The organism is Arenimonas sp. GDDSR-1, assembly GCF_025980345.1.
Classification (GTDB): domain Bacteria; phylum Pseudomonadota; class Gammaproteobacteria; order Xanthomonadales; family Xanthomonadaceae; genus Arenimonas.
Window position 1 is genome coordinate 43,484 of sequence record NZ_JAPDUI010000001.1, and the last position, 26,561, is coordinate 70,044.

Genomic DNA, 26,561 nt, shown 5'->3' on the forward strand with positions numbered 1-26,561 from the left:
GACCCCAAATTATAACCGAGTCTGCCCGATCTGAACAAATTGTTTCAGGCATTCAATCAGTTGCCGGCGCTTGTTAAGTCCAGCGTCATGTTCTGATGCAGGATGCCGGCTTCGGTGTACACCCCGCCCTCGGCCACGAAGCCGTGCTTGCGATAGAAGCCAATGGCATCGACTTGGGCGTGCAGACTCACCGATGGCCAACCGGCGGCACGGGCAAGCCCGATCAGTCGGACCAGCAGGGCATCGCCGACCCCTTTGCCCCGCCATTCGGGAAGAACGGCCATTCGGCCGATGGTGTGCTGCGGGGTCAGACGGCCGGTGCCTATGGGGCGCTCTTCAGCGTCCAGCGCCAGGACATGGCGGCAGTCCGGATCAATGGCGTCCCATTCAAGATCCAGCGGTACCTGCTGTTCGATAACGAAAACCGGTTCCCGAACGGCCCGTAGCCGTGGCAAGTCCTGCGCATATACGGCATCGATGACGCGAAAGGGGCGGGCGGTCATTCCGGTTCGGCCAACTGATAGACGCCTTGTGCGTAAAGCGCCGAAACAGCATGTTGAGCAGCCGTACCCAATCGATTGAAATCGGCGACCGCCAGCACCGTTTGCCGGCATAACGAGGCCGCGTCTTGCGGGCTGACCGGATAACTTTCGCCGGTCACATGCAGCAGGGCCTGTTCGGGCTCCCGACTCCAGGCAAAGCGGGCGAAAGGATGCCGGTACAGCGAGTGGCCGGTGGCCAGTGCATTCAAGGCCTGTGGCCAGCTGGCTTGGTCGGGGCCGGCCTGGACATCGCCGGAAGCCCGGTAACGGGTAATGAACTGCCCGAACCAGCGCCGGCGTTCGGCCGCGCTGGCGTTTTGCCAGACCGCCAAGGCGTCTTCCACCCGGGCAAAGGCCTGCGCATCGATTTCATAAGGGTCTTGGGCAATCTTCAAGTCCGGATCCTCATAACGACGGTATTCCGGAAGTTTCTGGGCCAGATCTTCGGCGAAATCCACCAGCATTTCGGCACTTGAAGGCGCACGCATGCCGACCGAAAAGGTCATGCAGTGGTCCAGGGCCACGCCGTGATGGGCATAGCCCGGCGGCAGATACAGGACGTCGCCCGGGGCCAGATCCCAACGGTGGTCGGCCGTGAATTCCTGCAGCAGTTTCAGTTCCGAATCGGGACGGAATGCCGGCTCGTGGCGGGGCTGCGCTTCGATCTGCCAGTTGCGGTGCCCCATGGCCTGCACCAGAAACACATCGTATTGGTCGATGTGCGGCCCGACCGAACCGCCTTCGACGGCGAAGCTGATCATCACATCATCCACCCGCCAGCGTGGCAGGAAGGAAAACGGCACCAGCAATTCGGCGACATCGGCATCCCATTTGTCCATGTCCTGGACCAGAAGAGTCCAGTCATGATGACCGAGTTTGGGAAAATCGCTTTCCGCGAACGGTCCTGTTTTCAGGGTCCAGGTGTCTTTTTTGCGCTGATAGGTGACCACGCGCGCCAAAGGCCCGTCTTCGCAGGCCAGTCCGGCCAAGTCTTCCGGACTCAGGGGCGGCGTGAAGCCCGGAAAGGCCTGCCGAATGAGCAGGGGTTTTTTCTGCCAGTATTCGGCGAGGAACCGCTCGACCGGCATTCCCAGGAAGTGCTGCAAGCTGCCGGTACTTTCGATCATGCTCAAGCCTTGTGGATAGCTTTGGCCAGCAGCCCGGCGTGACCGGTATAGCCGGCCGGTGTCAGTGCCAGCAAGTCCCTTTTGGCATCCTCGGGCAAGTCCAGCGTGGCGATGAAATTACGCATGCTGGATTCGGTGATGCCTTGGCCACGGGTCAGGGCTTTCAATTGTTCATAGGGGTTCGGCAAGCCGTAGCGGCGCATCACAGTCTGTACCGGTTCTGCAAGAACTTCCCACGCACTGTCCAGATCTTCCTGCAGGCGCTGCGGATTGGTTTCGAGCTTGCCAAGGCCCTTGCCCAGCGAATCCAGCGCAATCAGCGTATGCCCGAACCCGGTGCCCAGCGCCCGCAACACCGTCGAGTCGGTCAGGTCGCGTTGCCAGCGGCTGATCGGCAGCTTTTCGGCGAAATGGCCGAGCAGGCTGTTGGCAATTCCGAAATTGCCTTCGGCGTTTTCGAAATCGATCGGATTGACCTTATGCGGCATGGTCGAGGAACCGACTTCGCCGGCCTTGAGCTGTTGTTTGAAATAGCCCAACGAAATATAGCCCCAGATATCACGGCACAGGTCGATGCCGATGATGTTGATGCGGCGCATGGCATCGCAAAGTTCGGCGATGGCGTCATGCGGCTCGATCTGGGTGGTGTAGGGGTTGAACTCCAGACCAAGACCGGTCACGAAGCGTTCTGAAAACCCGGGCCAGTCGACCGCCGGATAGGCCACGGCATGGGCATTGTAATTGCCCACCGCACCGTTGATTTTGCCGGGCATGCGGATGCCCCGCAATTGCGGCATCTGACGATTGATGCGTGCCAGTACATTGGCCATTTCCTTACCAAGGGTCGTCGGCGATGCGGTCTGGCCGTGGGTCCGCGACAGCATCGGCTGATCGGACTGGGCATGACTGAGCGCAAGCAGGGCATCCTGCAGACGCGCGAGCGCCGGCAGCAGCACGGTATCCCGGCCCTGTTGCAGCATCAGACTGTAGCTGAGGTTATTGATATCTTCCGAGGTACAGGCGAAGTGGGTGAATTCCTTGGCCTGGGTAAGATCGGGCCGGCTTTCCAGCTTTTGCTTGATGAAATACTCGACGGCTTTGACATCATGGTTGGTGGTGCTTTCGATGCGCTTGACCTGTTCGGCATCGGCAATGCTGAAATCGGCGGCGATGCTCCGAAGGAAAGCGGTTTGGGCCGCATCGAATTCCTGGAGTTCGGCAATGCCGGGCTCGGCAGCCAGCGCGATCAGCCATTCGATTTCCACATGCACCCGGGTTTTGATTAGCCCGAACTCGGAAAACACCGGGCGCAGGGCATCGACTTTGCCGGCGTAGCGGCCGTCGGTCGGAGAAAGGGCAAGCAGGGTATGTTCGGTCATGATCGGGAGGCCAGGGATGAAGGTGTGCCGGGCGGGGCAAGCCGTGACTGCCGCGCTGTCCTGCGACAATTGTACCGTGAAAAGGCGTTATCATCGAGAATCCAGACCAAACGGAGTGCCGACATGAGCCTGAAATTCCGCGTTGAAAAGGACGGTTTCGGCGAGCTTCTTGTTCCGTTTGACGCGCTATACGGCGCCCAGACCCAACGTGCGATGCTCAACTTCGGCATTTCCGGTCTGCGCATGCCGCCGGAGTTCATCCAGGCCATGGCATTGATCAAAGCCGCCGCTGCAGAAGCCAATGGCAGTCTCGGCCATGTTCCGGCCAAGCGGGCCAAGGCCATTGCCAAGGCCGCCAACGCCATCGCCTGCGGCGAACATGCCGATCAGTTTCCGGTCGATGTGTTCCAGACCGGATCCGGTACATCCACCAACATGAATCTCAACGAGGTGATCGCAGCCCTGGCGAACCGGCAGTCCGGTCTGGCGGTGCATCCGAACGATGACGTCAATCACGGCCAGAGCTCCAACGATGTGGTGCCCAGCAGTAGCCTTTTGGCGTCCGCCTTGGTGTTGAACAGGGTGCTCATGCCCTCACTCAAAACCTTGCGTGCCAGCATCGCCAGAAAGGCGCGACAGGGGCGCGGTCTGGTGAAAACCGGACGGACGCATCTGATGGATGCCATGCCGATCACGGTGGAACAGGAATTGTCCGCCTGGCTGGCCCAGTTGGACTCTGCCTGTGCCCGCCTGCAGGACACCGGAAAGCGGCTGATGGATCTGCCGCTGGGCGGCACCGCGGTCGGTACCGGGGTGAATGCCGATCCGAAAATGACCGTTATGGCCTGCCGGCACCTCGCGAAAGCCACAGGCCTGCGCATCCGCCCTGCAGGCAATAAATTCGAATCCATGGCGGCGCAGGACCATCTGGTCGAGCTTTCCGGACAGTGCAACGGGTTGGCGGTAACCCTGATGAAAATCGCCAATGATCTGCGCTGGATGAATTCCGGGCCGTTGACCGGCTTGGCCGAGGCCGTATTGCCGGCATTGCAGGCGGGCAGTTCGATCATGCCGGGCAAAGTCAACCCGGTGATTCCTGAAGCGGTGGCCATGGTCTGCGCGCAGGTTATGGGAAATCATGCGACGGTGTCCATTGCCGGGCAAAGCGGCAGCTTCCAGCTCAACACCATGATGCCGGTGATTGCCTACAACAGCCTCCAGAATCTGAATCTGCTGGCGGCAGCCTGCAGTCATCTGGCGGAGAAGGCCATTGACGGCCTGAAGTTCAACAAGGCGCGGATGAGCGAAGCCCTGGCACGCAACCCGATTCTGGTGACCGCGCTGAATCCGGTCATCGGTTATGAGAAGGCGGCGCAGATCGCCAAACGGGCCTATGCCGAAAAGCGTCCGATCATCGATGTTGCCAAGGAAATGACGGATTTGAGTCTTGCCGAATTGAAGCTCCTGCTTGACCCGGCACGGCTGACCGGATGACGGTGCTTCACCGCCATGAAAAACCCCGGCATGCCGGGGTTTTTCGTTCCGTTCAATCCTAATTCAGGGCTTAGGCGGGGTCTCAGACGTGTGCTCGGACTCACCCAAGTCGATGTTGATATTGTCCGCGGAGTGCACGCTGCAGCCATCCTTGCCTTGCTCCACTGTCATCGGCTCAGGTTTGAACTGGGGCACGGCCGAAGTCAGTTTTTTCTCGATGGCTTGCAATTCAAGCGCGCTCGCACAGAGCTTGTCGGCGACGAGCTTGATGTTACCGGCCTTGGCTTCCACCGACTTCTCGATGTCAGCCTCGTTCTTGCCGCTGATGATGCCGCCGATGGCGCTGCCGATGGCCTGGGTTGCCAATTTCGCGCTTTCCTTGCCGATTTCCAAACCCTGCATCGCAATCTGCTTGGTGGCGGCGTAGTACTTTTTGCTCAGCTCGCGCTGTTCTGCGCTGAGCGTGACCGGTTTGCCATCAATGCTCAGGTCGCCGGCGGCAGTAATCTTCGCCTTGCCGCCGTCGGCAAGCGTAACGGTAATGTCGGTCAGATCGGCCTTTGCTTCGTTGATGGCTTTGTTCATGTCCGCCTCGATGTCCTTGGCGACATCGGCTTTTATGCCTTCGACGGTCTGTGCGGTATTGTCGGCGTTGCAGGCGGCGAGCATCGCGGTCAGCAGGGCCAGCGGCAGGAATCGGGTGGTTTTCATGGTCGTGTCATCCGGTGTTGGAACGTGAAAGCCGGTGCGGAGGTCCGCACCGGCTATTTTTTTCAGCCTTCGTCGCGGTAGCGACGCATTTTCACCGCGCCAGCCAGGAAAGCCAGTCCGATGGCCACGCCGATCCAGAGGTTGGCGGTGCCCAGCAGGCTGTAGGTGTTGGCGAGCAGCATGCTGACGGCATTGTCGGGGTTGACGGCGGCGTTGGATTCCGCGACCTGGCCGAGCCAGGAGCCGGGGAACACGCTGCCCAGGCCGCGGGCCACGATCACTTTCCAATAACCTTCCAAAACGAACGGCGAACCGGCCAGGGCGTTGACCCACGTCAGGATGACGCCGCCCAGCACCGGCACACCGACCGCCCACAGGAAGGGTTTGGTCTTGGCCCAGCTCGATACGAACATCAGATAACCGACGGTCGGAAGTGCCCACAGCACGTAGACCGGGATGAAGCTGACGATCTGCGCGATGACCAGATAGAAGTTGGCATCGCCCAGCACCAGGCCGAACAGGTTCAGGCCATGGAACGCCGCCAGCACCATCAGGGTGAACAGGACCAGCAGGGACAGGGCCAGGGCGAAGGCAATGGCAATCAGCGGGCCGACCACCAGCGCCGTCAGGGCCTTGGAAACGACGGTATCACGGTCGGAAACCGGCAGCGATTTCCAGAACAGGATGCTACGGTCCTTGCGCTCGTCGTACAGGCTGCCCAGGCAGTAGAAGAACACCACGAAGCCCAGGGTGAACATCAGCGGCATGGCCACGGCCGGATAACCGACGGCCAGTCCTTTGGCGAACTCGATCTTCTGCGGATCCGAGATGTCGTTCAGCGCCTGCTGCAGATTGATGGCGGAATTGTTGCCATCCAGATGAAAGCTGCCCTGGCTGCCTGCCACGGTCGCAAACAGCATGGAACCGATGGTCAGCAGCGCCAGAAGCCCGGAAACCACCACCGGCGCCCAGAAATAGCCGCCTTTGTGTTCCCAGTATTCGCGTTTCAAAAGCCATTTCATCGTATTCATGCGTAGGTTCCTTTCATGGTGGCGACAAACAGATCGGCGATGCCCGGCGTCTTGATGTCGCCCAGCGGCGCCAGGGTGGTGCGGTTGATGCCATCGAACAGAAAAACGGTCTTGCCGAACACCGAACGTTCGTCGATCGGCCCGAGGGCCTTGGCAGCGGCGTAATGTTCGGAGCCGACCAGAACTTCGGTAAAGCGTTCGGCGATTTCATCCATGCTGGTGTTCAGTGTGATCTTGCCTTCGCGGATGAAGATCAGATCACTGAGGATGTGCTCGATTTCCTCGACCTGGTGGGTGGTGACGATGATGGTTTTGCCTTCATCGAAGTACTCCTCCAGCAGATTCTGGTAGAACTGCTTGCGGTACAGAATGTCCAGACCCAGGGTCGGTTCGTCCAGCACCAGCAGCTTGGCGTCGATGGACATGACGATGGCCAGATGCAGCTGGACAATCATGCCCTTCGACATTTCCTTGACCTTCATCGACGGTTTCAGCTTGGTCTTGGCGAGGTAGGCGTCGGCTTTGCTGCGGTCGAACTTAGGATGGGTACCCGCCACGAAATCGAGGGCATCGCGGACCCTCATCCAGCGCGGCAGAACGGCCACGTCGGCGATGAAGCAGACTTCCTTCATCAGGTCATCGCGCTGGGTGCGCGGGTCGAAGCCGAGGACTTTCAGCTCGCCTTCGAACGGAATCAAGCCGAGCGCGGCCTTCAGCGTGGTTGTTTTGCCGGAGCCGTTGGGTCCGATCAGCCCGACGATTCGGCCGGGCTGGATTTCCAGATTGATCCGGTCCACGGCGGCCTGCTTGCCGTAGTGTTTGCTCAGCGCGGTAGCGTGAAGGACGCTGCTCATGCTTGTTCTCCCTTGTTGGATGCGAATAGATGTTCGGGTTGCAGGCCGAGGCGCTTGATGCGCGCCACGATGACCGGCCATTCGTTTTTGAGGAAACGCTGCTTTTCGCTCGACAGGAGCTGGTCTTTGGCGTTTTCGCTCATGTACATGCCCAAGCCGCGGCGTTTCTCCACCACGTTTTCATCGGCCAGCTCCTGGAAGGCGCGTGATACGGTGATCGGGTTCAGCTGGTATTCGGCGGCGATCTGCCGGACCGAGGGCAGGGCGTCGCCGGGTTTGATGTCGCCGTCCAACATCATGCCGACCAGCTTGTCCTTCAATTGACGGTAGATGGGACTGTTATCGCTCCATTGGATGCTCATTAGCGGGCTCCTGTCGGCAGGTTGGATTTGCCGAATGAAAAATAGGGACTGCTGAAAGCGCGCTTGGCTTTCTTGGCTGCCTGGGATTTGCCGGCGGCGGCATTGCTTTGAACCGAGGCCTTGACCGGAATCGAGGTAAAGCCTGCGGCGGCGGCTTTGGCGGGAGCCTCGCCGCCGAGATAGCCCGCAAACAACATCAGGCCCGAAAGTGCTAGGCTGATTGCCGTGTTTTTCAGTGAAAGTGCCATGGGGTGCTCCGGTGGTGTATGCGTTAGGTGTTGTAGGTAACTATAACAGTATATTTTTCGCTGTCAACACCAAATTCATCCGGTCTCTGTTAATTTCTTCATATTCCATTCAGGAATGCGACCTAGGAATACCATAATGAAAATGAAATCAATAAGATATATTGCATTGGGTCTGCTGTTCGGGGCGTCCCTGGCGTCGGCGAAGACCGATGTGTTGGCGCATCAATACCGGACTTTGGCCGGAAAAGAGCAGGTCAATTTCAAAAAAACCTATGCCGGCAAGGTGCTTTTGGTGGTTAATACCGCCAGCAAATGCGGTTACACCCCGCAATTCGAGGCGCTCGAGGCGCTGAATGCCAAATACCAAAGCAAAGGCTTTGCCGTTCTGGGCTTCCCGTCCAATGACTTCATGGGCCAGGATCCCGGCAGCGAAAAGGAAATCAAGGAATTTTGTACGCTGACCTATGGCGTCAAGTTCCCGATGTTCGAAAAAGTGCATGTCAAAGGCAATGATGCCACCCCGATCTACCGTGATTTCAAGGCGGTGACCGGTGACGAGCCGGGCTGGAATTTCCACAAGTTCCTGATTGACCGCAACGGCAATGTCATCGGCAGCTTCCCGAGCAAGGTCAAGCCCGATGATGCCCAGCTGGTGGCCAAGATCGAAGCCGCCCTTGCCGCCAAATAAGCCCTGAAAGTTTCGTTTGCCCTGAGCCGCTTTTGCAAGGACAATAGTGGCTTCTCAACGTGGAGTAGATTTCCGATGAAGTTCAAGCAACCCGTGGCCCTGGTTCTGGCCGGCGCCTTGATGTGCGTCAGCCTGTCCGCCTGCAGCAAAGACGAGAAAGCCGAGGATGCGGCGAAATCGGCCGATGCCATTACCAGCACCGCCAGCGGTTCCGAAACCGTGAAAGGCCTGTCCGGCATGAATTCCGAACGGAAGCAGGTCAGCTACATGATCGGCATGGACATCGCCAAATCGCTCAAGGAAATCGAGCAGGAAATCGACGTCGAGCTGTTGACCAAGGGCATGCGCGACCAGCTCGCCGGCAAGCCGCTGGTCAGTGAAGCGCAACACACCCAGATCCGCGACGCCTTCAGCACCAAACTCCAGGCCCATGCCGAAAAGGTCGCGGCCGAACTCCCGAAGAAGAATCTCGAGGCCGGCAAGGCGTTTTTCGCAAAAAACAAGACCGCCCCGGGTGTGCTGACCACGGCCAGCGGCCTGCAGTATCAGGTCCTGCGTCAGGGTTCCGGCGCCAAGCCGGCAACCGATGATGCCTTGGTCAAGGTCCATTACCAAGGTACGCTCCTCGATGGCACCAAGTTCGACAGCTCCTATGACCGCAACGAACCGGCGCAGTTTTCCCTGGCCGAAGTCGTTCCGGGCTGGGCCGAAGGCGTCAAGCTGATGACGGTCGGCAGCAAATACAAACTCTGGATCCCCAGCGAATTGGGTTGGGGTGAAATGGGCAGTCCGCCGGTGATCGGCCCGAATGCCGCAGTGGTGTTCGAAGTCGAACTGCTGGAAACCAAGCCGCGCCCCGCAGGTGAAGCAACGCCGCCGGCCGGCCAGTAACCCCACGCGTCCGCATCCGGGTATTCACGCATGAAAGTCACCGTATTCGGTACCGGTTATGTCGGTCTGGTCACAGGCACCTGTCTGGCCGAGATGGGCAATCAGGTGGTCTGCGTCGACATCGACAGCGCCAAGGTCGATGGCCTCAACAAGGGTCAGATTCCGATTTTCGAGCCGGGTCTGACGCCGATGGTGGTGCAGAATCACCAGGAAGGGCGCCTGCAATTCACCACCGATGCCGAATCCGCCGTCGCCCACGGTGAAATCATCTTCATCGCCGTCGGTACGCCGCCGGATGAGGACGGCAGTGCCGATCTTCAGTATGTCCTGGCGGTTGCCGGCACCATTGGCCGTTATCTCGGCCATTATGCGGTGGTTGTCAACAAATCGACGGTGCCGGTCGGCACCGCCGACCGCGTGCAGGCCACCATTTCCGATGCCCTTGCCCGGCGCGGTGCAGGAACCGAATTCGATGTGGTCTCGAATCCCGAATTCCTGAAAGAGGGTGATGCCGTCAAGGACTGCATGCGGCCGGACCGCATCGTCATCGGCGCCAAATCCGCGAAGGCGCTCGAAGTGCTCAAGAAGCTCTATGCGCCGTTCAACCGAAACCACGACCGTATCGTGGCCATGGACGTGCGTTCGGCTGAATTGACCAAATATGCCGCCAACGCCATGCTGGCCACCAAGATCAGCTTCATGAACGAGATGGCCAACATCGCCGAACGCGTCGGTGCCGACATCGAAATGGTCCGTCACGGTATCGGTTCCGATCCTCGAATCGGCTACAGCTTCATCTATCCCGGTGCCGGTTACGGCGGATCCTGCTTCCCGAAGGACGTGCAGGCGCTGGAACGGACCGCCCGCCAGTATGGTTATGAGGCGCGGATTCTCGCCGCCGTCGAGGCGGTCAATGACCGCCAGAAAGACAAGCTATTCGAACTGATCAGCCGTCACTTCAGCGGTGAACTGCAGGGCAAGACCATCGCGGTCTGGGGATTGGCCTTCAAACCGAATACCGATGATATGCGTGCGGCATCCAGCCGCAACCTGTTGGCCAGCCTTTGGAATGCCGGCGCTAAAGTCCAGGCTTTCGATCCGGAAGCCATGCATGAAGCCGAACGCATTTTCGGCCAGCGTGATGACCTCATGCTGGTCGGTACCGCCAACGCGGCGCTGCAGAATGCGGATGCCCTGGTGGTGGTGACGGAATGGAAGAACTTCCGCAGCCCGGATTTCACCCAGCTCAAACAGCAGCTGTCCGCTGCAGTGGTGTTTGACGGCCGCAACATCTACGATCCCGAAACCGTCGAACAGGCCGGTCTGGCCTATTACGGCATCGGCCGTGGCCGCAGCATCGTCCGCGCGGACTGAACATGACCGGAAGCCTCGAGGAGCGCATGGCGGAACTTGAAATGCGCATCAGTTTCCAGGAGCACGCACTCACTGAGTTAAGCGATGCCCTGGCCGAATCGCGCATGGAAGTCTACCGGCAGTCGGAACAGCTGCGTCGCGCACTCGATGAACTCAAGGCCCTGCGCAATACGGTTCCGGGTGATTCCGGAACCGAACCGCCGCCGCCCCATTATTGAACCCATGAGCAATTCACTGAAAGACCAATTACTCGGTCTCGGATTCAAGCAGGCGCCAAAACCCGAACGTAAACCCGATGCTCAGGTACGTCCGCATTCGGCGCCGACTCAGCCGAAATCGGCCGGCCGTAACCGGAATGCCGGCAAGCCGAAGCCGCGCCAGTCCCGGGAGGAAATCGATCTGGCCAAAGCCTTCGCCTTGCGCACCCAACAGGAAAAACGTGAGCGCGACCTGGCGGAACAGGCCAAGCAGGTTGCTTCCCAGCAGAAAAAAATCGCCAAGGAGCAGGTTAGCAAGCTTCTTGAAGGTGGCATCCTGAACGCTGCCGACGCCGATATCGCCCGTCATTTTTCCTACGGCGGGAAAATCAAACGCATTTACGTCACTGGCGATCAGCTCGGCGCGCTCAATGCCGGCGATCTGGGCGTGGTGCAGTTCAACGGCCGTTACTGCCTGACCTCGCGTGAAACCGTTCTTGCCGTCCGCGCGCTGCTGCCCTCGCTGGTTGCGCTTTACTGCGATGGCGACGAGGAAAGTCTGCCGGAAGGTTATGATGACCCGAAATTCCAGATTCCGGACGATCTGGTTTGGTAATTACTCCGGATCGTAATCGAGATTGGCCGCCAGATATCTTTCTGCCTGTACCAGGCTGATTCCTTTACGTTCCGCATAATCGGCAACTTGATCCCGGCCCAGCCGGCCGACCACGAAATACTGGCTTTGCGGGTGTGCGAAATAATAGCCGCTGACTGCGGACGCTGGATGCATGGCGAAGTTTTCGGTCAGATGCAGGTCTATGGCGGTTTCGGCGCCGAGCAGGTCGAATAGGGTGCGTTTTTCACTGTGATCTGGGCAGGCCGGATAGCCCGGAGCGGGGCGTATGCCCTGGTAGCGTTCTTCGATCAAGGCCTGCGGATCGAGACTCTCGGTCCCGGCATACGGCCAGAATTCGGTGCGTACTTTCAGGTGCAGCCATTCGGTGCAGGCTTCGGCAAAGCGGTCGGCAAGGGCTTTCAGCAGAATAGCGGAGTAATCATCGTGCTCCTGCTCGAATGCGCGTGCCCGTGCATCCACGCCTTCACCGCAATTGACCGCAAAAGCCCCGAGGTAATCCTTTTCCGGCGCGATGAAGTCCGCCAGACACAGGTTCGGCCGCGATTCGGGCTTCTGTGCCTGCTGACGCAGGAAATGCAGACGGCAGATGCCGGCCTCGGTATCGAGAAGCACATCCTCGCCCTGACTTTGTGCCGGCCAGAAGCCTACGGCGGCCCGGGCGCGCAGCCATTTCTCGGAAACCATCCGTGCCAGCATGTCCTGTGCATCGGCAAACAGCGCACGCGCCTGTTTTCCGACCACGGCATCGTCCAGTATCTCGGGATACCTGCCCGAAAGTTCCCAGCTCTGGAAAAACGGCGTCCAGTCGAAGTAGGGCGTCAGCGAATCCAGCGGAATGTCATTCAGAACCCGGGTTCCGGTGAACAGCGGCGCGATGCTCCGGTGGTTGCTCCAGTCAGTGCGCAGGGCATTGGCGCGAGCCGCTTGCAGGCTCACCAGCACTTTGGCATCGGATTTCTGCGCATGCCGCAGCCGGATCTGGGCATATTCTTCGGCAATGCTTTCCAGCTGTCCGCGGTGCTGTTCGCGGTCGCACAGGGCGGCGGCCATGCCCACGGCCCGCGAGGCGTCCTTGACCCAAATCACCGGTTGGTCATGGTGTGGCGCGATCTTCAGCGCGGTGTGCGCCCGCGAGGTGGTGGCGCCGCCGATAAGGAGCGGCAGGGCGATACCCTGGCGTTTCATTTCCTTGGCGATGTGGCTCATCTCTTCCAGTGAAGGTGTTATCAGGCCGGACAGGCCGATGGCGACCGCGCCGTGCTCGATGGCGGCATCGATGATGGTCTGCGCCGGGACCATGACACCGAGGTCGATGATTTCGAAATTGTTGCAGGCCAGCACCACGCCGACGATGTTCTTGCCGATGTCGTGGACATCGCCCTTGACCGTGGCCATGATGATCCGGCCGTTCGAACTGTCCTTGCTTCCGGTTTCCTTCAGCGCTTCGATGTAGGGCAGCAACAGGGCGACCGATTTTTTCATGACCCGCGCCGATTTGATCACTTGCGGCAGGAACATCTTCCCGGCGCCGAAAAGATCCCCGACCGTATTCATGCCGCGCATCAGGTGCTGTTCAATGACATGCAGGGGATGTTCGGCGGCCAGCCGTGCTTCTTCGGTATCCGGCTCGACGTAGGCGTCAATGCCGTGAACAAGGGCGTGTGCCAGTCTGTCGGCCACCGGCCAGCCGCGCCAGGCCAGAAGCGCCGGGTCGTCATCTGCCCGCGCCGATTGGAAAGCGGCGGCGCGCCCCATCACTTTTTCAGTGGCCTCGCTGTCTGTGTTCAGTACCAGCGCTTCCACAAGTGTACGCAGCTCGGGATCCAGATCGTCGTAGAGCGGCATGGCGCCGGCGTTGACGATGCCCATGTCCAGTCCGGAACGGATGGCATGAAACAGAAAGACCGAATGTATGGCCTCGCGCAGCGGGGTATTGCCCCGGAAGCTGAAACTGACGTTGGAGACCCCGCCGGAAACATGTGAAAGGGGGAAGCGCCGGCGTAGTTCGGCGGTGGCGGCGATGAATGCCGCGGCGTAGCCGTCGTGTTCCTGGATGCCGGTACCGATGGCGAAGATGTTCGGGTCGAAGATGATGTCTTCGGGCGGAAAGTCGAGTTGTTCGGTCAGTAATGTATAGGCACGACTGCAGATGGCGACCTTGCGCTCCAAAGATTCCGCCTGTCCGGTTTCATCGAAAGCCATGATGACCACGGCGGCACCATGACGGCGGACCAGTGCAGCCTGCCGCAGGAATTCGGCTTCGCCTTCCTTCAGCGAGATCGAGTTGACCACGCACTTGCCCTGGACCCATTTCAGACCAGCTTCGATCACCGACCATTTCGAGGAATCGATCATGACCGGAACGCGGGCGATGTCCGGCTCGGAGGCGACCAGACGCAGGAAATGCGCCATCGCGGCCTCAGAGTCCAGCATGCCGTCATCCATGTTGATGTCGATGATCTGTGCGCCGTTGTCGACCTGCTGTTTGGCGACCGACAGGGCCCTGTCGTATTCCTGCTGCAGGATCAGCTTCTTGAACTGTGCCGAGCCGGTGACATTGGTCCGTTCACCGACATTGACGAAGTTGATGTTGGGCGTGATGACAAAAGGCTGAAGGCCGGAAAGCCGGGTCAGCGCCGGGAGTTCGGGAACGGCCCGCGGCGGGAGACCGGATACGGCTTCGGCGATGGCACGGATGTGCGCAGGGGTCGTACCGCAGCAGCCGCCGACGATGTTGAGCAGGCCGGAATGCGCGAACTCCCGCAATTGTTCGGCCATCAGCTCCGGGCTTTCGTCATAGCCGCCGAAGGCGTTCGGCAGGCCTGCATTGGGATGGCAGGAGATGTAGGTGTCGGCACAGGCGCCGAGAACGTCCAGATGGGCGCGCAGATCCTTGGCGCCGAGCGCGCAGTTCAAGCCCACGGCCATCGGTCTGGCGTGCCTGAGCGAGTACCAGAACGCTTCGGCGGTCTGGCCGGATAGGGTCCGTCCCGAGCGGTCGGTAATGGTGCCCGAGATCATCAGCGGCAGGCGCCAGCCGCGCTCGCGGAAGATCTCATCGACCGCAAACACGGCGGCTTTGGCATTCAGCGTATCGAATACCGTTTCTACCATGATGATGTCTGCGCCGCCGTCAATCAGGCCCTCGGTGGCTTCCCGGTAATGACTGCAGAGGGTGTCGAAGTCGGTATTGCGGAATGCCGGGTCGTTGACGTCAGGACTGATCGAAGCGGTGCGGGAGGTCGGTCCGAGGATGCCGATGGCGAAGCGCGGCCGATCCGGCGTTTCGGCGGTCATGGCGTCACAGGCGTTGCGCGCAAGACGCGCCGAGGCCATATTCAGCTCATAGGCCAGGTGTTCAAGCCGGTAATCCGATTGCGAGCTGCGGGTGGCATTGAAAGTATTGGTTTCAATCAGGTCGGCGCCGGCGAGCAGATACTGGCGATGGATGTCGGAAATGACATCCGGCCGCGTCACCGAGAGCAGATCATTGTTGCCTTTCAGTTCCTTGCTGCAGCCGCATCCCGGATGATGCGCATGGTCGCCGGCATGCAAGGCATCGAAGCCGTCGTGGAACCGTTCGCCGCGGTAATCGGCTTCTTCCAGGCCGATTGCCTGGATCATGGTGCCCATGGCGCCGTCCAGGATAAGGATGCGGCTGCCCAGTGCATTCTCCAGTGCGGCGACGCGCGCCGGGTCCTTCCAGGGCAGCATCAGGGCTTCACCGCCAGCAGCATGACGATTTCGAAATGCGGAGCGCGGCGTTCGCGGCTGACGATTTCGCAGTATTTCACTTTCAGCCCGGATTTCTCGGCGAAGCGGATCAGTTCCTTCTGGCTGAAACCGAGGTTTTCATGGCCATAGGGTCCGACTGCGCTGCGATGGCCGTGCTTGAGCAGGCAGGAAAGCAGCAACTCGCCTTTCGGCTTCAGGACCCGGGCGGCTTCCTCGATCGCCAGGGCGGGCTTTTTCGAATAATTCAAGGCATGCATCATCAGTACCAGATCGAACTGCGGGCCTTCGAACGGCAGGGCATGCATGTCGGCATTCTGCACCGAGACCGACGGCCACTTCTTGAGGCGTTCGGCGGCGGCCGCCACCACTTTCGGGCTGGAGTCGATGCAGACATAGCGCTTGGCGTATGGCGCAAACAGTTCGGCCAGCACTCCGTCACCGGAAGCGATATCGAGCACTTCGCCCGGATCGATCAGGGGCAGGGCGGTGCGCGCCAGGGCTTCCCAGGTCCGGCCCGGCGAATAATGACGTTCCATGTCGCCGGCCACGGTATCCGGCCAGTTTTCATCATCGGCACGTTGGGCCAGAACCACGCCCAGTCGATCGAAATCCTGGCGCAACAGCGGATCATCGGTGCCCGCGCGCAGCGATTGCCAGAGGCCGACCTCTGCCGGATCCAGATCCTTGTCGTTGAACCGGTAATAGGCACTGACGCCTGAGCGCCGGTCTCGGACCAGATCGAATTCCTTGAGCTTGGCCAGATGCGTGGAGACCCGCGGCTGTGCAAGGCCGGTAATGGCTGACAACTCGGCCACGGTCAGCTCCTCGTGTTCCAGCAGCGCAAGCAGCCGGACACGTGTCGGATCGGCAAGGACTTTCAGGCACTGCGACCAGGATTCGAGATTCATGTCATATATCCTTATATCAGGATACAAAGATATAGTTTTTTGCCGGCCATGGCAATACATACGTATGCGCTAAGGGGGTAAAATAGCGCACCGCAAATTTTTCCTGCCGAGGATGATATGGATTTTGGCTTCACCGATGAGCAATTGATGATCCGGGACGTGGCGCGCCGCATTGCGCAGGAAAAAATCGCCCCCAGTGCCGAACACTTCGACCGGACCGGTGAGTTTCCGCTGGAAAACATCCGCTTGCTGGGTGAAAACGGGCTGATGGGCATCGAGGTGCCGGAAGCCTACGGCGGAGCCGGCATGGACCCGATCAGTTATGTCCTGGCGATGATCGAAATCGCCGCCGGCGACTGCGCCCATTCCACCATCGTCTCGGTGAACAATTCGCTGTTCTGCAACGGCATCCTCAAGTTCGGCACCGAAGAGCAGAAACAGCTCTATGTTCGTGCCATCGCGGAAGGACGCGAAATCGGCGCCTTCGCCCTGACCGAACCGCAATCGGGTTCCGATGCCACCGCCATGCGCTGCCGTGCCGTCAAGCGCGATGACGGCCGCTTCGTCATCAACGGAAAGAAGAGCTGGATCACGTCCGGTCCGGTCGCCAAATACATCGTGCTGTTCGCCATGACCGATCCGGACAAGGGCGCCAAGGGCGTCACCGCATTCATGATCGATACCGCCAAGCCCGGCTTTTTTCGGGGCAAGACCGAACCCAAGCTCGGCATCCGCGCCTCGGCCACCTGCGAAATCGAATTCCAGGACTACATCGCCGAAGCCCATGAAGTTCTGGGTACCGAAGGCGAGGGCTTCAAGATCGCCATGGGCGTCCTCGATGCCGGTCGCATCGGCATCGCCTCGCAGGCCGTCGGTCTGGCTCGGGCCGCCTATGAAGCGGCGGTAGCCTATGTCAAGGAACGCAAAAGTTTCGGCCAGGCCATCGGTTCATTCCAGATGATCCAGGCCAAAATCGCAGACATGAAATGCCGCCTCGACGCCGCCGAGCTGCTGACGCTGCGTGCGGCCTGGGCCAAGGCCAATGCCGACCGCAACGGCGGACGTTACAGCACCGAAGCTTCAGTGGCCAAGCTCAGCGCTTCCGAAACCGCCATGTTCATCACCCATCAGGCCCTGCAGATCCACGGTGGCATGGGCTACTCCAAGGAAATGCCGCTCGAGCGTTATTTCCGCGATGCCAAGATTACTGAAATTTACGAGGGTACCAGCGAAATCCAGCGTCTGGTCATTGCCCGCAACGAAACCGGACTGCGCTGAGCTGTCCGACGTTTATCCAGAGAATATTCCCCCATGACCGTCATCATCAATCCTTCGACTTCGGCCATCAAGGCCATCGCCCAGCAGGTGGCCAAGGCCAGCAACGGGCAGGGCGCCGACGCCGATTTCGTCCATGCCGTGCTTTCCCAGGTATCGCTCGAGGATTTCGAGCTGCAGGACCAGCAGGCCTGGGTCAAGATTCTGGACTCGCTGCTGGACGCATCGCGCGTGCGCAGGCCCGGCATTGCCAATGTGCGCGTGAATCAGGAAGCCAATCTGGCCTCCGACGGTAGCAGCACCCGCAGCAGTCTGGAAATCGTTTCCGATGATTTCCCGTTTCTGGTCGATTCGTTCAAGATGGTTCTGGATACCCTCGGCGTCAGCTGTTACGCCATCGTCCACCCGGTGCTGTCCGTCGAGCGCGATGCCGGCGGCACCTTGACCGCCGTCCCCGGTCCGGTCAAAGAATCGGTAGTCTGGATGGAAATCGAGCGCCAGAGTGCGGAAACCGCAGAAACCCTGATTGCCGCGATCCGCAGCACGCTGGAAGATGTGAAGGTCAGTGTCGCCGACTGGCAGCAGATGCGCGAGCGCATGCTCGAAGTCGCCGATATCGCCGCCGTCCAGCGCGTTGACGATGCCGAAAACGCACCGGCCGAAGTGAGTGCATTCCTCAAGTGGGCCGCGGAAAATCATTTTACTTTCCTCGGTTACCGCGAATACCGACTGACCGGCAAAGGCGCTTCCGAATCGCTGGATGCCGTTCCGGGAACAGGACTGGGTCTGCTGCGCGACTCCCATCACAGCGCCCATTCGCGCCCGGTCAGCAGCCTTGGCCGGACCCGGCGCGACAACCGCGACCTGCTGATCCTGACCAAGACGGCGGCACGGGCCACGGTCCACCGCCCGACTTACATGGACTACATCGGCGTGCTGCATTACGGTGCCGACGGCCGTGCCCTCGGCGAGTACCGCTTCATTGGCCTGTTCACCACATCGGCCTACAACCGCCGTCCGTGGGAAATTCCGCTGGTTCGCCTGAATTACGACAAAGTCATGCAGTCGTCCGGACTCAGCCTGGAAGGCCACAGCGGCAAGGCCCTGCGCCAGATCCTAGAGACCATGCCGCGCGAGGAGCTGTTCCAGGCCACCCCCGACCAGCTGCTGCAGACCAGTGTCAGCATTCTCAGTCTGCAGGAGCGCTTCCGTCCGAAGCTTTTCATCCGCAAGGATCCGTTCGGCCGTTTCTTCTCGGTACTGATCTATCTGCCCAAAGACCGCTTCAATACCGAAATCCGGACGCGGATCGAAGACATGCTGATGCAGGCCCTCAATGGCGACCGCATCGACAAGACGCTCAAAATCGGCGACTCGCCGCTGGCTCAGCTGCATCTGCTGATCCGCCATGACGGCACACAGCCGGCTGCCTACGATGTGGAATCGTTGGAGGCCGATCTGGCCGCCATCATCCGCAACTGGAAGGATGAATTCCGCGACGCATTGATTCTTGGCTTCGGCGAAGAGCAGGGCATTGCCCTGGCCGGCCGTTATCTGCCGGCTTTTCCGCAGAGTTATGTGGAGACCGTTACCCCGGAGCAGAGCATCGATGACATCCGCCAGATCGAGCAGCTCACCGCGGATGGCGGTCTGACCCTCAATCTGTATCAAAAAGAAGACCGCCTGCGTTTCAAACTGTTCAGCCTCGACAAGGAAATCGCGCTGTCCGACGCCTTGCCGATGCTGGAAAACCTCGGCATGAAGGTGCTGACAGAAAATCCCTACATTCTGTCGCTGGACGAACGCAAAGTCATCATCCAGGACTTTGCAATTGAAAGCGCTGCCGTCGTCGCTGTCGAACACATCAAAGCCGACTTCGAGCAGGCCTTCGGCGCCGTCTGGCGCGGGCAGTGCGAAAACGACGGCTTCAACCGTCTGGTCACCCTTGCCGGACTGGACTGGCGCCAGGTCGCGGTGCTGCGCGCCTATTGCAAGTACCTGTTGCAGATCGGCGTACCGTTCTCGCAGACCTACATGGAAGAAACCATGCAGCGCTATCCGGCGGTGGCGCGCATTCTGATCGGGCTGTTCGATGCCCGGTTCAACCCGGATCTGGGTGGTAGCAATGCCGATCTTGCACCGACCCTGAAACGCATGGGGGTCGATTCGGCAGAACGCTATCTGGCCAATTTCGTCGCGACTTCGCGCGATGAACAGATCGGCGCCGTCGATAAACTTCTCGGTAAACAACTGGCCAAAGTCGCCAGTCTGGATGAAGACCGCATTCTGCGTGCCTTCGCATCGGTCATCAAAGCCACGCTGCGCAGCAGCTTCTATCAAACCCAAGATCGCCAGGGCAAGGCCAAGGATTACTTCAGCTTCAAGTTTGATCCCGCTCTGGTGCCGGACATTCCGAAGCCGGTGCCGTACCGTGAGATATTCGTGTATTCCCCCTTCGTCGAAGGCGTGCATCTGCGTTTCGGACCGGTCGCACGGGGCGGCCTGCGCTGGTCGGACCGCCGTGAAGATTTCCGGACCGAGGTGCTCGGTCTGGTCAAAGCCCAGATGGTGAAGAACACCGTCATCGTACCGGTCGGTTCGAAAGGCGGGTTTTTCGCCAAACGTCCGCCGGCAGGCGGCGACCGCGATGCGGTGCTGGCCGAAGGCATTGCCTGCTACAAACGCTTCATCAACGGCTTGCTCGACATCACCGACAATCTGGTCAACGGCCAGATCGTGCACCCGCAGAACGTGGTGCGGCACGACGGCGACGACCCGTATCTGGTGGTTGCCGCAGACAAGGGGACGGCCACCTTCTCCGACATCGCCAACGGCATATCGGCCGAACACGGATTCTGGCTGGGCGATGCCTTCGCTTCCGGCGGCTCGGTCGGTTACGACCATAAAGGCATGGGCATCACCGCCAAAGGCGCCTGGGAATCGGTCAAGCGCCACTTCCGTGCACTCGGCCGCAACAGCCAGACCGAAGATTTCACCTGCGTCGGCATCGGTGACATGTCGGGTGACGTTTTCGGCAACGGCATGCTGTTGTCGCGCCATATCCGCCTGCTGGCGGCCTTCGATCACCGCCATATTTTCCTCGATCCGAATCCGGATGCCGCCACCACCTTCGTCGAGCGCCAGCGTCTGTTCGCACTGCCGCGCTCGAGCTGGGAAGACTACGATGCCAGCCTGATTTCCAAAGGCGGCGGTGTATTCCCGCGCAGTGCCAAATCGATTCCGCTCAGCCCTGAAATCAAGGCTGCGCTCGGCATCGATCCGGATACCGCCGAAATGAGCCCGAACCAACTGATGAATGCCATTCTGAAGGCGCCGGTCGATCTGCTCTGGAACGGCGGCATCGGAACCTATGTCAAGTCCGGTTCCGAAACCCATGCCGACTGCGGCGACCGCGCCAACAACGGCCTGCGCGTCAATGGCAGCGAATTGCGTTGCCGGATGGTGGGCGAGGGCGGCAATCTGGGCATGACCCAGCGCGGCCGCATCGAAGCCGCCCAGCATGGCGTTCTGCTCAATACCGACTTCATCGACAACTCGGCCGGCGTCGATACCTCCGATCATGAAGTCAACATCAAGATCCTGCTCGGCGCGGCGGTGCTTGCCGGCGAACTGACGCTGGAACAGCGCAATGCCCTGCTGGCCAGCATGACTGATGAGGTCGGCGAATTGGTCCTGGTCGATAATTACCGGCAGAATCAGGCGCTCAGCCTGATGGAGTCGATGAGCGCCCAGCGTCTGGGCTCGTTCACGCATTTCATCCAGACCCTCGAAGCGGAAGGTCTGCTCGACCGCGCCATTGAATTCCTGCCCAGCGATGCCGAACTGGCTGAGCGTAAAGCCAAAGGGCAGGGACTGACCCGTCCGGAGCTTTCGGTTCTGCTGAGCTATGACAAGATCGTCATCTTCAACCAGCTTCTGGACTCGGATGTGCCGGAAGATCCGTTCCTATCCAAGGAGCTGCAGCGCTATTTCCCGAAGCCGCTTCAGGAGAAATACGCCGATTACATGCTCAGCCACCGTCTGCGCCGCGAAATCATCGCCACCGCAGTGACCAATTCACTGGTCAATCGCATGGGTTCGACCTTCCTGCTTCGCATGCAGGAAGACACCGGCGAAACGCCGTCACAAATTGCAAAAGCCTACACGATCATCCGTGAAAGCATGCTGGCACGCGAGCTCTGGGCCGAAATCGACGCGCTCGACCACAAGGTCGGCGAAAACGTTCAGTTGGAGGCGCTTGCCGGCATCTGGCATCTGCAACGCAATCTGACCCGTTGGCTAATCGCCTTGCCCGGCCTGCTGCTGGACATCGCGCGCATGGTCGAACGCTATCAGGAGCCGTTCAGCACCTTGCTGCAGTCCCTGCCGGAAGCCCTGACCGCGTCAGACAAGGCGGCCTTCAATGCCGAATTCAGCCGTCTGTCGGGACTCGGCATGTCACCGCGTCTGGCCCATTTCCTCTCGGCATTGCCGTACCTGAATTCGGCGATGGACATCATCGAACTCAGCCTGCTCGAGAAGCAGCCGGTGATGGCGGTGGCCCAGGCCCATTTCGCGCTCAGTGATGCCCTGCACATCAACTGGCTGATGGAAAATGTCGAACTGCTGCCGGTGACCGGCCGTTGGCAGGCCCAGGCCCGCGGCGTTCTGCGTGATGAGCTGCAGGCGCAACAGCGCCAGTTGGTCAGCACCGTTCTGGCTACCGCACAATCCGGAAAATCGCCGGCGGACTGGGTCAGGGCATGGCTTTCGCGTGACGATGCGGCGTTGAAGTACACGCTCGGCATGTTCACCGACATGCGCTCTCTGAGCGAAATGGATTTCCCGACGCTCTCGGTTGCCGTGAGGCGTCTGGCGCAGATTGCCTCCACCGGCGTACGCTGATATGGTCGGGCACATCGGTTATGATGTGCCCGTGATGCCATGGAGCCGCCCGTGAAGCTTTCCGATCCGCCGAAAATTGCCTTCGTCGCCAGTCCCGTGGCCGGCGCACAGGAGGCCCTGCAGGCCCTGGTCGCGCAATACGGACAATGTCCGCCGGAGTCGGCCGAAGCCATCTGCGCGCTCGGCGGCGATGGCTTCATGCTTTCGACACTGCACCGATACGCGCCGTTGTCGCTGCCCGTATTCGGGATGAAACTCGGCAGCGTCGGATTCCTGATGAACCATTACCGCGCCGAAGGCCTGATCGAGCGCCTGCGCAACGCCGAATGCAGCACGCTCAAGCCGCTGGAAATGGAAGCCCTGACCGAAGCTGGCATGCGCTACCGGTTTCTGGCCTACAACGAAGTCTCGTTGCTGCGCCAGACCCGTCAGGCCGCCCAGCTGGAGGTATCGCTCAACGGCCAGGTCCGTCTCGATGAATTGGTCTGTGACGGCATTATGGTGGCGACGCCGGCCGGAAGCACGGCCTATAACTTCTCGGCGATGGGTCCGATCCTGCCCCTGGGTTCCGCGGTCATCGCACTGACGCCCATCGCGCCGTTCCGCCCCCGACGCTGGCGCGGTGCCATCCTGCGGGCCGACACGCTGATCAGGCTGCGCGTACTGGACCCTTACAAGCGTCCGGTCAGCGTCACTGCCGATTCGCATGAAGTCCGGGATGTCGTGGAAGTCAGCATCCGCGAAGGCAATGAAAACACGGTACGTCTGCTGTTCGATCCCGAACATAACCTGGATGACCGGATCCTCAACGAACAGTTCGTGACCTGATTCTCGTCCGATGAGAATCCCATCGGCCATACTGAGCGCATGAACGGCCAACCGACATCGCATCCCGCTCAATCGCAGGCTCCCTTGGTGGTCGCGATAACGGCGCGCGCACTGTTCCATCTGGAAGACGGACATCATGTTTTCGAGCAGCAGGGCATTGCGGCATATGCCGAGTACCAGCGCTTGCATGAAAATGACATTCTGCCGCAGGGCATCGCGTTTCCCCTGGTCCGCAAGCTGCTGGCGCTGAATGCCGGTGCGCCGCCCGAACATCCACGGGTGGAGGTCATCCTGCTGTCGCGCAACAGCTCCGATACCGGTCTGCGTATTTTTAATTCCATTGAACATTACGGCTTGAAAATCACCCGTGCCGTATTTACCAGCGGCGCCGAGGTCTATCCTTACATCCAGCCATTCGGTGCCCAGTTATTCCTTTCCGCCAATCCGGATTCAGTGCGTTCAGCCCTAGAGCATGGCATTGCAGCCGCCACAATCCTACCGGCTGTTGCAGCGGAACAAGTACACCCGGAGCTGCGCATCGCCTTCGATGGCGATGCCGTGATATTTGGCGATGAATCCGAGCGGGTTTCCCAGGAGGGCGGCCTGGCCGCTTTTCACGCCCATGAGGCGGCCCGCGCTCACGAGCCGCTTTCCGGCGGTCCGTTCAAGGGGTTCCTGTCGGCCTTGCATGATCTGCAGGAGTGTTTTCCGCCCGATGCCAGTCCGATCCGGACCGCATTGGTGACGGCGCGTTCGGCGCCCGCGCACAAGCGCGTGATTCTGACGCTGCGCCAGTGGGGCGTCCGCCTCGATGAATCGCTGTTTCTGGGCGGGCGCGACAAAGGTCCGTTTCTGGAGGCGTTCGGTGCCGATCTTTTTTTCGATGACTCCAGTCACAACATCGACAGCGCGCGCCTGCATGTGGCCGCCGGCCACGTGCCGCACGGGGTGTCCAATAATAAATAAGCTTGGAAAACATCGGTTTAGTGGGTTATTACGCGCTCGTAAAATATTCAACTACAAAATTAAAAAAGCGGTTAATATTATTGACATGCGGTCGTCAGCCGCCGTTTTGCCCGCTACTATTCCATTACAAATCCAAGAGAGAGGGAAGCCATGCGCAATAATCTGAAATCCGCACTGCTCGTCACGGGCGTCGCACTGGCCCTGACGGCCTGCAAGAAAGAAAACACCGATGCTCCGGCCGAGCAGAGCGCCGCGCCGGAGCCGTCCACGGCGCTGGAAGGCGAGCTGTCGATTGTTGCCTGGCCGGGCTATATCGAGCGCGGTGAAACCGATAAAAACTATGACTGGGTCTCCGGATTCGAAACCGAAACCGGCTGCAAGGTCAGCGTGAAGACCGCGGGCAACTCCGATGAAATGGTGGCCCTGATGAATCAGGGCGGCTACGATCTGGTCACCGCCTCCGGTGATGCCTCCCTGCGTCTGGTCGCCGGCGGCAAGGTACAGGCCATCGACATCAGCCGCATCAAATCCTATGCCGCCATCGATGCCCGCCTGCAGAATGCCGCCTGGCATACCGTGGACGGCAAGCATTACGGCGTGCCCTACCAATGGGGTCCGAATGTGCTGATGTACAGCACGAAGACGTTCAAGACCGCGCCGGCCAGCTGGGGTGTGGTGTTCGAGGAACAGACGTTGCCCGACGGCAAATCCAACAAAGGACGTATCCAGGCTTTCGATGGCCCCATTTACATTGCCGATGCCGCGCTCTACCTGAAAGCCAAGCGTCCCGAACTCGGAATTACCGATCCCTACGCCTTGAATGAAACCCAGTATGCCGCCGCCATCGATCTGCTGAAGAAGCAGAAGGCCCTGGTCCATCGTTACTGGCATGACGCCACCGTCCAGATGAGCGATTTCAAAAACGAAGGCGTGGTCGCTTCCGGCTCATGGCCGTATCAGGTCAACGCCCTGCAGCTGGAGAAACAGCCGATTGCCTCCGTGATTCCTTCCGAAGGCGCCACCGGCTGGGCCGATACCACCATGCTGCATGCCGATGCCAAACATCCGAACTGCGCCTATGCCTGGATGGAATGGTCAATCAGTCCGAAAGTGCAGGGGGATGTCGCCTCTTGGTTCGGCTCGTTGCCGGCGGTGCCCGCGGCTTGCGAAAACAATGCATTGCTCGGAGCGGAAGGCTGCAAGACCAACGGAATGGATAATTTCGACAAGATCCATTTCTGGAGAACACCGGAAGCCAAATGCAGCGATGCCGCAGGTTGCGTGCCTTACAGCCGATGGACCCAGGATTACATTGCCATCATGGGCGGCTGAGTAGGCGTAAAACAACAGCGAGGGGATTTTCCCCTCGTTTTTTTTTGAATGGAAACCGGTATGTCGCTGGCAGTTGAATTCGAGGATGTTTCGCGCCATTACGGCGCGGTAAAAGCCGTTGACGAGGTCAGTCTGGTCATTCCGGAGGGTGAATTCTTTTCCCTTCTTGGCCCCAGCGGTTCCGGCAAAACCACCTGCCTGCGCCTGATTGCGGGCTTCGAGCAGCCAACGGCCGGACTGATCCGGATTCACGGCGTTCAGGCTTCCGGATTGCCGCCGTACCGGCGCGATGTCAATACGGTGTTCCAGGATTATGCGCTGTTCCCGCACATGGATGTCATCGGCAATGTCGAATACGGACTCATGGTCAAGGGTGTCGGGCGATCCGAGCGGCGGCAGCGCGCTGCGGAGGCCCTGACGATGGTCGCGCTCGGCGATCTGGCGGCCCGAAAGCCGTCCCAGCTTTCCGGTGGACAGCGGCAGCGCGTGGCACTTGCCCGTGCGCTGGTCAACCGCCCCAAGGTGCTTCTGCTCGATGAACCGCTTGGTGCACTTGATCTGAAGCTGCGTGAACAGATGCAGGACGAGCTTAAATCGCTGCAGAAGAAACTCGGCATCACCTTCGTGTATGTCACTCATGATCAGGGCGAAGCGCTGTCCATGTCCGACCGTGTGGCGGTGTTCAATCGCGGCCGCATCGAGCAGGTCGACAGTCCGGCGGCGCTGTACCGCCGGCCGGCCACGCTGTTCGTCGCCAATTTCGTCGGCACATCCAATATTTTCGATGCCGGCAGCGCCAAGCGCCTGTTCGGCGGAAACCAGGCGTTTTCGGTACGTCCGGAAAACATCCGCGTGAATCAGTTGGTCACCGACGGGATATCGGTGACCGGCATTGTCCGCGATGTGCAGTTTCACGGGGCGACAAGCCGCGTCGAAATACGGACCGAAGACGGATTGGAGCTGGCGGCCGTGCTTTCCAACAGCCTGCTCGACAATGCTTCGCTGCCGGTTTCCGGGGCACGGGTAACATTGGCCTGGCCCGCCGAAGCCATGGTGCCGTTGGCGACCTGACCGCAT

22 protein-coding genes are annotated in these 26,561 nt (G+C 60.0%); 12 read left to right on the forward strand and 10 right to left on the reverse strand.

What is annotated here, in order from left to right; genetic code table 11:
* Positions 1–56: 56 nt before the first annotated feature.
* From Q0W88_RS00215 to purB, 3 genes are read right to left on the reverse strand one after another with little or no spacing between them, the layout of a single operon-like run.
* Entirely contained in the window at positions 57–503 is a 447-nt protein-coding gene (locus Q0W88_RS00215) for a GNAT family N-acetyltransferase (protein WP_297798763.1), read from the reverse strand.
* Positions 500–1,669: a cupin domain-containing protein gene (locus Q0W88_RS00220; protein WP_297798765.1), complete on the reverse strand. Its 1,170-nt coding sequence runs from the start codon at positions 1,667–1,669 to the stop codon at positions 500–502. Before Q0W88_RS00220 ends, Q0W88_RS00215 begins: the two co-directional genes overlap by 4 nt.
* A gap of 2 nt (positions 1,670–1,671) precedes the next feature.
* Entirely contained in the window at positions 1,672–3,048 is a 1,377-nt protein-coding gene (gene purB / locus Q0W88_RS00225; RefSeq protein ID WP_297798766.1) for an adenylosuccinate lyase, read from the reverse strand.
* Between the two features lie 123 nt (positions 3,049–3,171).
* Between purB and Q0W88_RS00230 the strand changes: the two genes are divergently transcribed.
* A complete protein-coding gene (locus tag Q0W88_RS00230; protein WP_297798767.1) occupies positions 3,172–4,542 on the forward strand; it encodes a class II fumarate hydratase in 1,371 nt (456 codons plus the stop codon).
* Positions 4,543–4,605: 63 nt separating this feature from the next.
* Here the strand turns inward: Q0W88_RS00230 and Q0W88_RS00235 are convergent, their stop codons facing one another.
* The 5 genes from Q0W88_RS00235 to Q0W88_RS00255 all read right to left on the reverse strand — a co-directional run bounded on the left by Q0W88_RS00235 (position 4,606) and on the right by Q0W88_RS00255 (position 7,748).
* Entirely contained in the window at positions 4,606–5,253 is a 648-nt protein-coding gene (locus tag Q0W88_RS00235) for a DUF2884 family protein (RefSeq protein WP_297798768.1), read from the reverse strand.
* A 62-nt stretch (positions 5,254–5,315) separates the two neighbouring features.
* Positions 5,316–6,284, reverse strand: coding sequence for a hypothetical protein (locus tag Q0W88_RS00240; RefSeq protein WP_297798769.1), 969 nt, complete (start codon positions 6,282–6,284; stop codon positions 5,316–5,318).
* Positions 6,281–7,138 (reverse strand): ABC transporter ATP-binding protein, encoded by an 858-nt coding sequence (locus tag Q0W88_RS00245; protein WP_297798770.1) that lies wholly within the window; start codon positions 7,136–7,138, stop codon positions 6,281–6,283. Before Q0W88_RS00245 ends, Q0W88_RS00240 begins: the two co-directional genes overlap by 4 nt.
* Positions 7,135–7,500 carry a GntR family transcriptional regulator gene (locus Q0W88_RS00250; RefSeq protein ID WP_297798771.1) on the reverse strand — a complete coding sequence of 122 codons (366 nt, stop codon included), beginning with the start codon at positions 7,498–7,500 and terminating at the stop codon, positions 7,135–7,137. The genes Q0W88_RS00245 and Q0W88_RS00250 overlap by 4 nt, the downstream gene beginning before the upstream one ends.
* On the reverse strand, positions 7,500–7,748 hold the full coding sequence (locus Q0W88_RS00255) for a hypothetical protein (RefSeq protein WP_297798772.1): 249 nt from the start codon (positions 7,746–7,748) through the stop codon (positions 7,500–7,502). The genes Q0W88_RS00250 and Q0W88_RS00255 overlap by 1 nt, the downstream gene beginning before the upstream one ends.
* A gap of 136 nt (positions 7,749–7,884) precedes the next feature.
* On the opposite strand from Q0W88_RS00255, the gene Q0W88_RS00260 reads away from it, so the two are divergent.
* The 5 genes from Q0W88_RS00260 (at position 7,885) to Q0W88_RS00280 (ending at position 11,514) form a co-directional block, all read left to right on the forward strand.
* Positions 7,885–8,436: a glutathione peroxidase gene (locus Q0W88_RS00260; protein ID WP_297798773.1), complete on the forward strand. Its 552-nt coding sequence runs from the start codon at positions 7,885–7,887 to the stop codon at positions 8,434–8,436.
* A 75-nt stretch (positions 8,437–8,511) separates the two neighbouring features.
* Positions 8,512–9,327: an FKBP-type peptidyl-prolyl cis-trans isomerase gene (locus Q0W88_RS00265; protein ID WP_297798774.1), complete on the forward strand. Its 816-nt coding sequence runs from the start codon at positions 8,512–8,514 to the stop codon at positions 9,325–9,327.
* A gap of 30 nt (positions 9,328–9,357) precedes the next feature.
* The gene (locus tag Q0W88_RS00270; RefSeq protein WP_297798775.1) at positions 9,358–10,701 is read left to right on the forward strand and encodes a UDP-glucose/GDP-mannose dehydrogenase family protein; all 1,344 of its coding nucleotides are present in this window, start codon (positions 9,358–9,360) and stop codon (positions 10,699–10,701) included.
* A 2-nt stretch (positions 10,702–10,703) separates the two neighbouring features.
* The gene (locus Q0W88_RS00275) at positions 10,704–10,919 is read left to right on the forward strand and encodes a SlyX family protein (RefSeq protein ID WP_297798776.1); all 216 of its coding nucleotides are present in this window, start codon (positions 10,704–10,706) and stop codon (positions 10,917–10,919) included.
* Positions 10,920–10,923: 4 nt separating this feature from the next.
* On the forward strand, positions 10,924–11,514 hold the full coding sequence (locus tag Q0W88_RS00280) for a DUF2058 family protein (protein WP_297798777.1): 591 nt from the start codon (positions 10,924–10,926) through the stop codon (positions 11,512–11,514).
* Here Q0W88_RS00280 and metH read toward each other — a convergent pair whose 3' ends face one another.
* Both metH and Q0W88_RS00290 read right to left on the reverse strand, forming a co-directional pair.
* Entirely contained in the window at positions 11,515–15,249 is a 3,735-nt protein-coding gene (gene metH, locus Q0W88_RS00285) for a methionine synthase (protein ID WP_297798778.1), read from the reverse strand.
* Positions 15,249–16,178 (reverse strand): metalloregulator ArsR/SmtB family transcription factor, encoded by a 930-nt coding sequence (locus tag Q0W88_RS00290; protein ID WP_297798779.1) that lies wholly within the window; start codon positions 16,176–16,178, stop codon positions 15,249–15,251. Before Q0W88_RS00290 ends, metH begins: the two co-directional genes overlap by 1 nt.
* 117 nt (positions 16,179–16,295) lie before the next feature.
* Between Q0W88_RS00290 and Q0W88_RS00295 the strand changes: the two genes are divergently transcribed.
* The 6 genes from Q0W88_RS00295 to Q0W88_RS00320 all read left to right on the forward strand — a co-directional run bounded on the left by Q0W88_RS00295 (position 16,296) and on the right by Q0W88_RS00320 (position 26,555).
* Entirely contained in the window at positions 16,296–17,456 is a 1,161-nt protein-coding gene (locus tag Q0W88_RS00295; protein ID WP_297798781.1) for an acyl-CoA dehydrogenase family protein, read from the forward strand.
* 33 nt (positions 17,457–17,489) lie between these two features.
* Entirely contained in the window at positions 17,490–22,358 is a 4,869-nt protein-coding gene (locus tag Q0W88_RS00300) for an NAD-glutamate dehydrogenase (protein WP_297798782.1), read from the forward strand.
* Between the two features lie 39 nt (positions 22,359–22,397).
* The gene (locus tag Q0W88_RS00305) at positions 22,398–23,186 is read left to right on the forward strand and encodes an NAD kinase (RefSeq protein WP_297798783.1); all 789 of its coding nucleotides are present in this window, start codon (positions 22,398–22,400) and stop codon (positions 23,184–23,186) included.
* A gap of 39 nt (positions 23,187–23,225) precedes the next feature.
* The gene (locus Q0W88_RS00310; protein ID WP_297798784.1) at positions 23,226–24,152 is read left to right on the forward strand and encodes a 5'-nucleotidase; all 927 of its coding nucleotides are present in this window, start codon (positions 23,226–23,228) and stop codon (positions 24,150–24,152) included.
* A 150-nt stretch (positions 24,153–24,302) separates the two neighbouring features.
* Positions 24,303–25,484 (forward strand): extracellular solute-binding protein, encoded by a 1,182-nt coding sequence (locus Q0W88_RS00315; RefSeq protein WP_297798785.1) that lies wholly within the window; start codon positions 24,303–24,305, stop codon positions 25,482–25,484.
* Positions 25,485–25,544: 60 nt separating this feature from the next.
* The gene (locus tag Q0W88_RS00320) at positions 25,545–26,555 is read left to right on the forward strand and encodes an ABC transporter ATP-binding protein (RefSeq protein ID WP_297798787.1); all 1,011 of its coding nucleotides are present in this window, start codon (positions 25,545–25,547) and stop codon (positions 26,553–26,555) included.
* Positions 26,556–26,561 lie beyond the last annotated feature (6 nt).